Raw genomic sequence first — 11,654 nt, forward strand, 5'->3', positions numbered from 1 at the left:
ACGGCATTGATGCTGCCACCCCGTTCGGCAAGCCTGGGCGCCCAGGCCTGGGCCAGGCCAATCAGGCCGGCCTTGCTGGCGGCATAGTTGGCCTGCCCGCGGTTGCCGGCGATGCCGCTCACCGAGGCCAGCAGGGTGATGCGGGCATCTTCCCCCAAGGCGCCGTTGTCATGCAGCGCCTGGGTCAGTACCTGCGGCGCCTTGAGGTTGACCGCCAGCACCGCGTCCCAGTATTCGGGGGTCATGTTGGCCAAGGTCTTGTCGCGGGTAATGCCGGCGTTATGCACCACGATGTCGATGCCCTCTGGCAAGGCTGCGAGCAGCTGTGTTGCCGCGTCGCTGGCGCAGATATCCAGCGCCAGCGCTTTGCCGCCCAGGCGTGCAGCGAGGGCGTCGAGGTCCTGGCTGGCTTGCGGGACATCGAGCAGCAGCACGTCGGCGCCGTCCCGGGCCAGGGTCTCGGCGATGGCTGCACCGATACCGCGTGCAGCGCCTGTGACCAGGGCGCGACGGCCAGCCAGTGGCCGGGTCCAGTCTTCGACCTGGCTGGCGCAGGCCTCCAGGCGTAACACCTGGCCAGAAACAAAGGCGCTTTTCGGTGACAGGAAGAACCGCAGCGCACCTTCCAGCTGGTCTTCCGCGCCGGGGCTGACATACAGCAACTGTGCAGTCGCGCCATTGCGCAGCTCCTTGGCCAGCGAGCGGCTGAAGCCTTCGAGGGCACGCTGGGCGACGCTGGCCAACGGGTTGTCGAGGCTTTCCGGGGCCCGCCCCAGCACCACCACATGGGCACAGGGGGCGAGGCTGCGCAGCAGTGGCTGGAAAAACTCGCGCAACTGCTTGAGCGCATCGCTGTCGGACAGATGACTGGCATCGAATACCACGGCCTTGATCTTCGGCCCCAGGCCGGCGACCCAGGCCTCGGCCTGCAGGTCGTCGGCATTGAAGCTGTAAAGCTCGTCGGTCAGGCACGCTGCGATGGCTTGCACTTTGCCCGCCAGTGGTCCGCCACCCAACACCAGGGCGCCTTCCACCGGGCGCAGGCGACCTGACTGCCAGCGCTCCAGCGGTGCGGGTGCAGGCAGGCCCAAGGCATCCACCAGCCGGCGCCCGAGGTTGGAGTTGGCAAAGTCGAGATAACGATCGCTCATTGAGTGGTCTCCGCAAGGCAGGCTTGAAAGTGTGGACCAAGTTTGTGTCGACACGTTCGAATCATGGCAAAAACACCTAGGCTGTAACGGGTCAAATTGTTTCTGGAGGAACCAACGCATGCGTTCATCTCGCCGGGTAGCGATCCTGGGCGGCAACCGAATACCCTTTGCCCGCTCCAATGGCGCCTACGCAACGGCCAGTAACCAGGCGATGCTGACCGTCGCCCTGGAAGGCTTGATCGAACGCTATCGCCTGCATGGGCTGCGAATGGGGGAGGTGGTGGCTGGCGCCGTGCTGAAGCATTCGCGCGACATGAACCTGACCCGCGAATGCGTGCTGGGATCACGGTTGTCGCCCCAGACGCCGGCGTATGACATCCAGCAAGCTTGTGGCACCGGGCTTGAGGCGGCGCTGCTGGTGGCCAACAAGATTGCCCTGGGCCAGATCGACTGCGGCATTGCCGGCGGTGTGGACACCACCTCGGATGTACCGATTGCCGTCAGCGAAGGCCTGCGCCATATCCTGTTGCAGGCCAGCCGTGGCAAAAGCCTGGGCGAGCGGCTGCAGCCCTTTCTCAAGCTGCGCCCTCACCACCTGAAGCCCGAGTTGCCGCGCAACGGCGAACCGCGCACGGGGTTGTCTATGGGCGAGCATTGCGAGCGCATGGCCCAGGCCTGGCGTATCGGCCGTGCCGAACAGGACGAACTGGCGCTGCTCAGCCACCAGAAGCTTGCCGCCGCCTATGCCGGGGGATGGCAGGATGATTTGCTGACGCCGTTTCTTTCGCTTGCGCGGGACAACAACCTGCGCCCGGACCTGACCCTGGAGCAGCTGGCCAGGCTCAAGCCAGCCTTCGATCGCAGTGGCCAGGGCACGCTGACGGCGGGCAACTCCACGCCGCTTACCGATGGTGCCTCGCTGGTGCTGCTGGGCACCGAGGAATGGGCTGCGCAGCAGGGCCTGCCGGTGCTGGCTTACCTGGTCGATGGCGAGACAGCAGCGGTGGACTTTGTCACCGGCCGCGAAGGGCTGTTGATGGCCCCGGCTTATGCGGTGCCGCGTTTGCTGGCGCGCAACGGCCTGACGCTGCAGGACTTTGACTACTACGAAATCCATGAAGCCTTTGCGGCCCAGGTGCTGTGCACACTCAAGGCCTGGGAGGATGCCGATTTCTGCCGTGAGCGGCTGGGGCTGGATGCGCCGCTTGGGTCAATCGACCGCAGCAAGCTCAACGTCAAGGGCAGTTCGCTGGCGGCCGGCCACCCGTTTGCGGCGACTGGCGGCCGGATATTGGCCAACTTGGCCAAGCTGCTGGCGACCGCAGGAAAGGGGCGGGGGCTGATCTCGATCTGCGCGGCGGGTGGGCAGGGCGTGACTGTCATCATGGAGCGGTGATTCTTCGGGCTACCGCGTCGACTTTCTTCGCGGGTGAACCCGCTCCCAAAGGACTATGCGAAACCCTGTGGGAGTGGGTTCACCGGCGAAGCAGGCGGTAAACTGTTAGGCTTGTCTGCTCAGAACTACAAGAAACCGCCATGCCGATCATCGGACAACCCCGCGCCCTTCCGGCGCTGGATCATCTGCCCAGGCCCCTCTACGCCCGTTCGGAGAGCCTCGGCGCCGGTTCCTGGACGACCCGGCACCAGCACGACTGGGTGCAGTTTTCCTACGCCATCAGCGGGGTGCTGGGCGTGTACACCCATGAGGGCAGCTACTTCGCCCCGCCGCAATGGGGTGTGTGGATTGCCGAGCACGAGGTGGTGACTTCGATGCGCGCCGAGATGCGCAGCCTGTACGTGCGTCGTGATGCCTGCCCATGGGCAGCGCAGCAATGCCGCGTGCTGGAGGTGACCCCGCTGGCGCGCGAGCTGATCAAGCAGTTCTGCCTGTTCCCGGCGGATTACCCGGAGGGCGACAGCGTCGAAGCACGCCTGGTAGCGGTGCTGCTTGACCAGTTGCGCAGCTTGCCGGAAGTAGGTTTTTCGCTGCCGTTGCCACGTCACCCCGGGCTGCTGGCGCTGTGCAACGGCCTGATCGCGGCGCCGGACCAGCCGCAAACCTTGCAGCAGTGGGCCCGGCAGCTGGGGTGTTCGGAGAAGACACTGATGCGGCTGTTCCAGCGCGAGACCGGCTTGAGCTTTCGCAACTGGCGCCAGCGCATGCGCCTGCTGTCATCGCTGGCGTTGCTGGAGGCGGGGGAGAATGTGACCGAGGCGGCGCTGGGCTGTGGGTATGATTCCACCTCGGCCTACATTGCCGCGTTCAAGCAGTTGTTCGGGGCAACGCCAGGGGAGTTGAAGCTTTAGCGATCGGTCGCCAGTGCCGGCCCCTTCGCCGGCACTGGCTGCACATCAGGTGCGGAACCTGCGCACCAGCGTATCCAGCTCATTGGACAACCCGGCCAGGCTCTCCGAGTCCACCCGTGCCGCCTGGGCCAGTTCGGCCACCAGCTGCGCATCACCGTGAATCTGGCTGATATGCCGATTGATGTCCTCGGCCACCTGGTGCTGCTCCTCGGCCGCCGTGGCGATCTGCGTATTCATGTCGCGAATCACATCCACCGACTCGCGGATCTGCCCAAAGCTGTCGCGGGCCAGGCCGATACGGCTGACCGACTGCTGCGATACCTCCAGGCTGGCATGCATCTGCTCGGCCACTTCGGCAGTGCGGCTGGCCAGGTTGCCCAGCAGGCCGTCGATTTCGGCAGTCGAGTCGGCGGTGCGCTTGGCCAGCGCCCGTACCTCGTCGGCCACTACAGCAAAGCCACGGCCCTGCTCACCGGCACGTGCCGCCTCGATGGCGGCATTGAGGGCCAGCAGGTTGGTCTGCTCGGCAATCGAGCGAATGGTGCCAAGGATCGACTGAATGGCGTTGCTGTCGCGCTCCAGCTGCTGGATCGACTGCGCCGACTGCTCGATTTCCTGGCTCAGGCGGTCGACGCTATGTACGGCGGCATCAATCTGCTGCTGGCCTTCCCGCGCCTGTTGCTGGCCGCTGTCGGCCGACTGCGCCGCCTGGCTGCAGGACCGCGCCACTTCGTTGGCGGTAGCGACCATTTCGTGGAAAGCGGTGGAAACCATGTCCACGGCTTCGCGCTGGCGGCCGGCCGCTTCGGCCATGTCGCTGGAGACGCGGGTCGAGCGTGTGGAGGTGCTGAGAATCTTGCCGGCGGCAGCACCAATGTGCTGGATCAGACTGCGAATGGCGCCGAGGAACTGGTTGAACCAGCTGGCCAGTTGCGCGGTTTCGTCACGGCCACGGATTTCCAGGTTGCGGGTCAGGTCACCCTCGCCTTGGGCAATGTCCTCCAGGCCGTTGGTGACGCTGTTGATCGGGCGCACGATGAGCTTGGCGAAGGCCGCGCCGACCACGGCGAACAGCGCCGCCAGCACCACGGCGATGACGCCGATCAGCCAGGTCAGCCGGGTAGTCGTCTGCATCACTTCGCTTTGCTGGATCAGGCCGATGAAGGTCCAGCCCAGTTGCTCGTCGGGATACACGTTGGCCATGTAGCGCACGCCGTTGAGCTCGACTTCGACCAGGCCTTTGCCGGCCTTGGCAAGCTCGGCGTAACCGTCGCCAAAGCTGGCCAGCTGCTTGAAGTTGTGGGCGGCGTCACGCGGGTCGACCATCACGTTGCCGTTGCTTTCAACCAGCATCAGGTAGCCGCTGTCACCCAGTTTGATCTGCTTGACGATTTCGGTCAGGCCTTTGAGCGACACGTCGATGTTGACCACGCCGCCGGGGTTGCCCAGCTGGTTGGCCACGGCGCGCACGGTGCTGACCAGCACGGCGTCGTCGGCAGCCCAGTAGTAGGCGCCGGTGCGTACGGTCTTGCCCGGGTTGGCCATCGCCAGCTGGTACCACGGACGGGGGCGCGGGTCGTAGTTGACGAACTTCTGCCCGGCCGGCCAGCCGACGTAGCCGCCGTCACTGACCCCGTAGGAAACATAGGCATAGTTGGGGTGTGAGTCTGCCAGGCGGGTGAAGAACTCCAGCAGCTGCTTGTCCTGCTCGCCCAGCTCGTAGGACGGGTTGGCACTGGTGAACTTGTTCAGGTTGCTGCCGGTGGCGGCGACCATGGGCTGCGCAGCGAGGTACTCGACGTTCTGGTTGATGCCCTGGAAGAAGATGTTCATCGCGTTGCTGACCTGGCGGATTTCCCGGCTGCTGCCGTCGAGGAATCCATCGCGGGCTTCGCCACGCAGGTTGAGGACCACAAGGGTGGCCACGAGGACGATGGGCAAGCCGGCGATGACCGCGAATGCCCAGGTCAGTTTCTGTTTGATGCTCATCGACGCTCCCGGGATTTTTGTTTTCGACACATGAGGCAGGTAGCAACTGCATCGGCCACATCCGGGTTTTATGAAGCCAGAACGCCTGTATTTATTGGATAAAGTCGTGGTTGGTGACTATTCGGTCGTGTTTGGACGCTTATGGCATACCAAACGGCTGTGACGGTTCAGTGACAGCAGGTTCCCGCAGCGCCATTGGCCAGGTCCTTGAGGATCGGGCAGTCCGGGCGGTCGTCCCCCTGACAGTGCGAAACCAGTTCGCCAAGGGTATCGCGAAGACTCACCAGTTCCTCGATGCGGCGGTTCAGCTCACCGATGTGCTGCATGGCCAGCGCCTTCACATCGGCGCTGGCGCGTTGGCGGTCCTGCCACAGGGTCAGCAGCTTGCCGACCTCTTCCAGGGAAAACCCCAGGTCGCGCGAGCGCTTGATGAAGGCCAGGCTATGCAGGTCTTGCGCCTGGTACAGGCGGTAGCCGCTGTCACTGCGCGCGGCGGGCTTGAGCAGGCCGATGGCTTCGTAATAACGGATCATCTTGGTGCTGAGCCCGCTGCGGCGGGCGGCCTGGCCGATGTTCATGGGGCGTCCTCCTGGTGGGTGGTGCCGGGTTTCCAGGCCTTCAGCCACAGCGCGTTGCTGACCACGCTGACGCTGGACAGGGCCATGGCGGCGCCGGCCAGCACCGGGTTGAGATAACCCAGCGCAGCCAGCGGAATGCCGATCAGGTTATAGATGAACGCCCAGAACAGGTTCTGGCGGATCTTTGCGTAGGTCTTGCGGCTGATTTCCAGGGCGGCGGGCACCAGGCGCGGGTCGCCACGCATCAGTGTGATACCGGCTGCCTGCATTGCCACGTCGGTGCCGCCACCCATGGCGATGCCGATGTCGGCGGCGGCCAGGGCCGGGGCATCATTGATGCCGTCGCCGACCATGGCAACCACGCCATCCTGCTTCAGCGCAGCCACCGTCGCGGCCTTGTCGGCCGGCAGCACCTCAGCATACACATCGTCGATGCCCAGGGCGTCGGCCACCACTTTGGCGCTGCCGCGGTTGTCCCCGGTCAGCAGGTGGCTGCTGATGTGTTGTGCGTGCAAGGTGTCGATGGCCTGCGCGGCGCCGGGCTTGAGGCTGTCACCAAAGGCGAACAGGCCCAGCACGCGGGGTTGCGTGCCGCGTTCGACCAGCCATGACAGGGTGCGCCCCTCGGCTTCCCAGGCCTGGGCCTTGGCGGCCAGGTCGCCGGGCAGCAGCCCGCTTTCATCGAGCAGGCGGCGGTTACCCAACGCCAGCTCGCGGCCTTCGACACGCCCGGCTATGCCGCGCCCGGTCAGCGACTGGCTGTCGGCGACAGTCGGCACGTCGAGCCCTTGTTCGGCACAGGCGTCCAGCACCGCTTTGGCCAGCGGGTGTTCGCTGCCGCGCTGCAGGGCGCCGGCCAGGCGGTGCAGGTCGGCGCCGCTGCCATCTTGCGCCTGGCTGTGGACCACCCGGGGGCTGCCGGAGGTGAGGGTGCCGGTCTTGTCGAAGACCACACGGTTGACCGCATGGGCACGCTCCAGGGCTTCGGCGTCCTTGATCAGGATGCCATGGCGGGCGGCAACGCCGGTGCCGGCCATGATCGCCGCGGGCGTGGCCAGGCCGAGTGCACAGGGGCAGGCGATGACCAGCACGGCGACGGCGTTGATCAGCGCGGTTTCCAGCGGTGCGCCCGCCAGCCACCAGCCGACCAGGGTGATCAGCGCCAGCACCAGCACAGCCGGGACGAACACCTGGCTGACCCGGTCGACCAGCTTCTGGATCGGGGCTTTGGCGGCCTGGGCGTCTTCTACCAGGCGAATGATGCGCGCCAGTACGGTCTCGGTACCAAGCGCCTGGGTGCGTACCAACAGCCGGCCTTCGCCATTGATGGCGCCGCCGGTGACATTATCGCCAGGTTGCTTGGGCACTGGCAGGCTCTCGCCGCTGATCAGGGCTTCGTCGGCATGGCTACTGCCGTCTTCGACCACACCATCGACCGGAAAGCGCTCGCCGGGCTTGACCAGCACCAGGTCGCCGAGGCGCAGCTGAGTGATGGCTACGTCTTCTTCCTGGCCATCGACTACGCGCAGTGCGCGCTCCGGACGCAATGCTTCAAGGGCACGGATGGCACTGGCGGTCTGGCGCTTGGCGCGGCTTTCCAGGTACTTGCCGAGCAACACCAGGGCAATCACCACGGCCGAGGCTTCGAAGTACAGGTGCGGTGTCATGCCGGCAGGGGCTTGTGCCCACTGGTACAGGCTCAGGCCGTAACCGGCGCTGGTGCCCAGGGCTACCAGCAGGTCCATGTTACCGGCACCTGCGCGTACTGCCTTCCAGGCGGCCACGTAGAAGCGCGCCCCCAGAATGAACTGCACCGGCGTGGCCAGTAGAAACTGCGCCCACGCTGGCAACATCCAGTGCAGGCCGAACGGCTGCACCAGCATTGGCAATACCAGTGGCATGGCCAGCAGCAAAGCCGCGCCGACTGCCAGGCGCTCATTGCGCAGGCGGCGTTGGGCAGCCTGTTGATCGTCCTTGGCCGCTTGCGGCAGGCTGGCGCTGTAGCCGGCCTTGTGCACAGTTTCGATCAGCAGGTTGTCGTCGACGGCCGCGAGCACTTCGAGGTGTGCGCGTTCGCTGGCCAGGTTGACGCTGACCTGCTCGACCCCTGGCAACTTGGCGAGCGCGCGCTCGACACGGGCCACGCAACTGGCGCAGGTCATGCCGCCAATCTGCAGTTCGACGGTGCGGACAGGCACGCCATAGCCGGCTTCGCGCACAGCGTCGACCAGGGCCGCCAAGCTGTTGGCCGGGGCCTGGACACGGGCCTTTTCGGTGGTGAGGTTGACGCTGACCTGTTCAGCGCCGGTGACCTTGCGCAGGGCGCGCTCGACCCGGCCAGCACAGCTGGCGCAGGTCATGCCGGAGATCGGCAGGTCGTATGTGGTGGATGCGGGCATGGCTCTCCTCCTTGGACAGGGCTTCAGCATCAGCATCAACCTTGCCACGCAGGTAAGGTCAATAGCCCAGGCTGGCTCGCTTCAACTCCAGGCCATAGTGCCCCATTGCGATGCGGTATTTGTTGATCTGGCCCGCCTGCAGGTTCAAGCGCGTGCTGCGCTGGTCCTCGATACCCGCTTTGCATCCCGGCATCTGCCCTGGCAGCAGGCGCAGGCGCACATCCACTGGGCCCGGTGGCAGGTTGAACGAGGTGGACTGCTCCTGGAACACCCGGCCGGAGAGCTGGTCGTTGAGGTACACGCCGATTTCACAACTGCTGGCCACTTCCAGGCGCTCGCGGGAAATGATCAGCACGCTGTAGTCCGAGTTGCCTTCGGCGCTAGCCGGTGGCACCGCAGCCAGCGCGCTCAACAGCCCGACAACGCCCAATGCTGCCCTGAACATGAAAAATCTCCTGATTGCATGACATCCAAAGGCGCAGCTTGGCCGACGCGGGCGCGGATTTCCACCCCAGGTGTCGCATGGCAGGCCTTGACCTTGCCCCGATGGCAAGCTTGAGACTGCCGGAAACCATCAAGGAGGTAACCCCATGCAAGTGTTCAATGTACAAGGCATGACCTGTGGCCATTGCGTGAAGGCCGTGACCCGAGCGGTGCAGGCGCAGGATGGTGCGGCCGAGGTCGAGGTCGACCTGGCGGCCAGGCAGGTGCGGGTACAGAGTGAGTTGGCACAGGAGCAAATTCTTGTGGCCATTCGTGATGAGGGCTATCAGGCCGAAGTGGCCTGAACCATTGCCTGAGGGAGCGGGGCGCAGCCGCCCTCGGGTTTGTTGCAAATGTTTTCAGACTGATGGGGTCCACAGCAGGTAGAATCAGCCACTTGCTTAGCCTGCTATGGATTCCTGATGAACCTGCGAATGGTGCTCATCCTGGGCGCACTCAGTGCGTTCGGGCCCTTGGCGATCGACTTCTACCTGCCTGCCTTCCCGGCCATGGCGCAGGCGTTCGCCACCGACGAAAAACACGTTCAGGCCACCTTGGCCGCCTATTTCCTCGGCTTGTCCATCGGGCAGTTGGCCTACGGCCCGGTGGCGGACCGTTTTGGTCGGCGCAAGCCGCTGATGTTCGGCGTGACCTTGTTCACCCTGGCTTCACTGGCGTGCGCCTACGCCCCCAACCTCGACACCCTGGTGCTGGCGCGGTTCGTCCAGGCGCTGGGCGGTTGCGCCGGCATGGTGCTGTCGCGGGCCATCGTCAGCGACAAGTGCGACCCTGTGGCTTCGGCCAAGGTCTTTTCGCAACTGATGCTGGTCATGGGCCTGGCGCCGATCCTGGCGCCGATGCTGGGTGGGGTTCTTGTGAACCTGGCCGGCTGGCAGTCGATCTTCCTGGCCTTGAGCCTGTTCAGTGCCGGCTGCCTGCTGGCGGTCAGCCTGGGTCTGCCAGAAAGCCTGCCTGCGGACATGCCGCGTCAGCCACTGTCGGGTGCCTTGAGCCAGTACCTGCGTCTGCTCGCCGACCGGGTTTTCCTCGGGCATGCCTTGACCGGCGGTATCGCCATTGCCGGTATGTTCGCCTATATCGCCGGCTCGCCTTTCGTGTTCATCAAGCTTTACGACGTGCCAGCCGAGCACTACGGCTGGCTGTTCGGCACCAATGCCGCCGGTTTTATCCTGGTGGCGCAGGTGAACGCGCGCATGCTGGCCAAACGTGGGCCGGCGTTCCTGCTGGCGCGCGCAGTGTGGATGTACCTGGCTGCGGGCCTGGCGCTGCTGGGCGTGGCAGCACTGCAACCGGCACAGCTATGGCCACTGCTGGTGCCGCTGTTCCTCTGCATCGCCAGCCTGGGCTGCATCATCCCCAATGCTTCAGCCTGCGCCATGAGCGGGCAGGGCGCGCGGGCTGGCAGCGCCTCGGCACTGATGGGCTGCCTGCAGTTCAGCGTGGCCGCGGGTGCGGCGGCGCTGGTCGGGCTGCTGCATGATGGCAGTGCGGTGCCGATGGCGCTGGTGATCAGCTTGTGCGGGGCACTGGCGGTCAGTGTCGCGCTGCTGACCCGGCGTTTGCAGGCCAGGCGTCCCGCATGAGCGGGTGAGGGGCCTGCAAGCGGGTTTCCAGCGTGGCCACGAAAGCACGCGCTTCGGCCTCGCTACGGAAACTCACCACATGTTGATCGAGCTGCACCTGCCAAGGGCAGGCGGGGTTGCGGCTCGAGGTGCTGACGACAATTTTCATCGTGGCATACCTCCTGAAGGGGGGAGCGGATCAAGTGTAGCGCTGTGCCCCCTGCCTGCCATGACCTTCATCAGTGTCCTGACTGACGGTCGCCGGAAGCCTTTTTTGCGCCGCGTTTGCTGCTTGCCCCTCTCTGCCTGCGAGTAGCTGGAACCTTTCGCTTTATATTGCGCTATTTGCGGAAGTTGCTTGTCGGCCGCTTCCGAAGTTGCGTTCGGTGTTTTCTCCTCAGCACGTCCCTGTCCCTCTGCGCTGGCCCGCAGGGCTGCCTGTTCACGCGGTTTTGGCAAGGTCCTGCAATGCGCTGTCCGGAATGCAATGGGTAGGCATACCCAGTGGCTTTTCGGCGAGTCTGTTCCCGAACCGGTCTGCCGGAATGCTGTTTGCTGCGGCTTATACTGGCGAACCAGGCCAGTGCCAGCGAGAGGTGCTTCCCTGCCAGGGGTTGGCCATCGCATCCACTCAGTGAACTTGCAGGGAGTTACAGGGACATGAACGCAGCCAGCAGTATCAGCCAGATCGCCAGCCTGATGGCCGACCCCAAGCGCAGTGCCATGTTGTGGGCACTGATCGATGGCACGCCACGGCTGGCCAATGAGCTTGCAGTAATGACCGGCCTGACTTCGTCGTCGGCCTGCGCTCATCTATCGTTGCTGTCGTCGGCGGGTCTGCTCAGGCATGAAGCAAGGGGCCGCAAGCGCTACTTCCGCCTGGCAACCCCGCAGGTCGGGGCGGCAGTAGAGGCCCTGGCCAGCGTGCAGCTTGAAAGCGCCAGGGGGGAACGGCCCAAAGCGCCGGTATCACCGTTGCCCATGTCGATGCGCCGGGCACGCCGTTGTGGTGATCACCTGGGCGGAGAGCTGGCGGGTGAGTTGTACCATCGCCTGGTGGTGGCCGGTTGGCTGGAAGGCAGCGGTCGTCAGTTGATGGTAAGTGACGAGGGGCGGGCGCAGCTTGCTCAGGTGGGGGTGTACATCGACGCCTTGGCGCCGCAT

At 65.0% G+C, this 11,654-nt stretch carries 11 protein-coding genes and 1 pseudogene; 5 read left to right on the forward strand and 7 right to left on the reverse strand.

Annotation, left to right across the window (positions count from 1 at the left end):
* A partial coding sequence (locus tag HP546_RS17860) for a 3-oxoacyl-ACP reductase (RefSeq protein ID WP_172227936.1) occupies window positions 1-1,151 on the reverse strand: 1,151 nt, incomplete at its 3' end.
* A gap of 118 nt (window positions 1,152-1,269) precedes the next feature.
* Between HP546_RS17860 and HP546_RS17865 the strand changes: the two genes are divergently transcribed.
* Together HP546_RS17865 and HP546_RS17870 are read left to right on the forward strand one after the other, a co-directional pair.
* On the forward strand, window positions 1,270-2,547 hold the full coding sequence (locus HP546_RS17865) for an acetyl-CoA C-acetyltransferase (protein ID WP_172227938.1): 1,278 nt from the start codon (window positions 1,270-1,272) through the stop codon (window positions 2,545-2,547).
* A gap of 140 nt (window positions 2,548-2,687) precedes the next feature.
* On the forward strand, window positions 2,688-3,458 hold the full coding sequence (locus HP546_RS17870; protein WP_172227940.1) for a helix-turn-helix transcriptional regulator: 771 nt from the start codon (window positions 2,688-2,690) through the stop codon (window positions 3,456-3,458).
* A gap of 45 nt (window positions 3,459-3,503) precedes the next feature.
* Here HP546_RS17870 and HP546_RS31865 read toward each other — a convergent pair whose 3' ends face one another.
* The 5 genes and pseudogenes from HP546_RS31865 to HP546_RS17890 form a co-directional block, all read right to left on the reverse strand.
* The gene (locus tag HP546_RS31865) at window positions 3,504-4,271 is read right to left on the reverse strand and encodes a methyl-accepting chemotaxis protein (protein ID WP_372242445.1); all 768 of its coding nucleotides are present in this window, start codon (window positions 4,269-4,271) and stop codon (window positions 3,504-3,506) included.
* Between the two features lie 90 nt (window positions 4,272-4,361).
* Window positions 4,362-5,447: pseudogene (locus tag HP546_RS31870) on the reverse strand (sensor histidine kinase); the annotation flags it as partial.
* 167 nt (window positions 5,448-5,614) lie between these two features.
* A complete protein-coding gene (gene cueR / locus HP546_RS17880; protein WP_172227944.1) occupies window positions 5,615-6,025 on the reverse strand; it encodes a Cu(I)-responsive transcriptional regulator in 411 nt (136 codons plus the stop codon).
* Window positions 6,022-8,424 (reverse strand): heavy metal translocating P-type ATPase, encoded by a 2,403-nt coding sequence (locus HP546_RS17885; protein WP_172227946.1) that lies wholly within the window; start codon window positions 8,422-8,424, stop codon window positions 6,022-6,024. The genes cueR and HP546_RS17885 overlap by 4 nt, the downstream gene beginning before the upstream one ends.
* A gap of 58 nt (window positions 8,425-8,482) precedes the next feature.
* Window positions 8,483-8,869, reverse strand: a complete 387-nt coding sequence (locus HP546_RS17890; protein WP_172227948.1) for a hypothetical protein — start codon at window positions 8,867-8,869, stop codon at window positions 8,483-8,485.
* A 145-nt stretch (window positions 8,870-9,014) separates the two neighbouring features.
* Between HP546_RS17890 and HP546_RS17895 the strand changes: the two genes are divergently transcribed.
* Together HP546_RS17895 and HP546_RS17900 are read left to right on the forward strand one after the other, a co-directional pair.
* Window positions 9,015-9,212 (forward strand): heavy-metal-associated domain-containing protein, encoded by a 198-nt coding sequence (locus HP546_RS17895; protein ID WP_172227950.1) that lies wholly within the window; start codon window positions 9,015-9,017, stop codon window positions 9,210-9,212.
* Window positions 9,213-9,329: 117 nt separating this feature from the next.
* Entirely contained in the window at window positions 9,330-10,511 is a 1,182-nt protein-coding gene (locus tag HP546_RS17900) for a multidrug effflux MFS transporter (protein WP_172227952.1), read from the forward strand.
* Here the strand turns inward: HP546_RS17900 and HP546_RS31450 are convergent.
* Window positions 10,462-10,659: a hypothetical protein gene (locus HP546_RS31450; RefSeq protein WP_256676265.1), complete on the reverse strand. Its 198-nt coding sequence runs from the start codon at window positions 10,657-10,659 to the stop codon at window positions 10,462-10,464. The genes HP546_RS17900 and HP546_RS31450 overlap by 50 nt on opposite strands.
* Window positions 10,660-11,150: 491 nt before the next feature.
* Here HP546_RS31450 and HP546_RS17905 point away from each other — a divergent pair.
* The coding region (locus HP546_RS17905) for a helix-turn-helix transcriptional regulator (protein ID WP_172227954.1) at window positions 11,151-11,654 on the forward strand (504 nt) is incomplete at its 3' end.

Source organism: Pseudomonas sp. CM25, assembly GCF_013179705.1.
Classification (GTDB): Bacteria; Pseudomonadota; Gammaproteobacteria; order Pseudomonadales; family Pseudomonadaceae; genus Aquipseudomonas.

Bases quoted from the DNA above. Each gene is read 5' to 3' on its own strand.
- HP546_RS17865 (WP_172227938.1), top strand. From the start codon at position 1,270: ATGCGTTCATCTCGCCGGGTAGCGATCCTGGGCGGCAACCGAATACCC.
- HP546_RS17870 (WP_172227940.1), top strand. From the start codon at position 2,688: ATGCCGATCATCGGACAACCCCGCGCCCTTCCGGCGCTGGATCATCTG.
- HP546_RS31865 (WP_372242445.1), bottom strand. From the start codon at position 4,271: ATGGCCGAAGCGGCCGGCCGCCAGCGCGAAGCCGTGGACATGGTTTCC.
- cueR (WP_172227944.1), bottom strand. From the start codon at position 6,025: ATGAACATCGGCCAGGCCGCCCGCCGCAGCGGGCTCAGCACCAAGATG.
- HP546_RS17885 (WP_172227946.1), bottom strand. From the start codon at position 8,424: ATGCCCGCATCCACCACATACGACCTGCCGATCTCCGGCATGACCTGC.
- HP546_RS17890 (WP_172227948.1), bottom strand. From the start codon at position 8,869: ATGTTCAGGGCAGCATTGGGCGTTGTCGGGCTGTTGAGCGCGCTGGCT.
- HP546_RS17895 (WP_172227950.1), top strand. From the start codon at position 9,015: ATGCAAGTGTTCAATGTACAAGGCATGACCTGTGGCCATTGCGTGAAG.
- HP546_RS17900 (WP_172227952.1), top strand. From the start codon at position 9,330: ATGAACCTGCGAATGGTGCTCATCCTGGGCGCACTCAGTGCGTTCGGG.
- HP546_RS31450 (WP_256676265.1), bottom strand. From the start codon at position 10,659: ATGAAAATTGTCGTCAGCACCTCGAGCCGCAACCCCGCCTGCCCTTGG.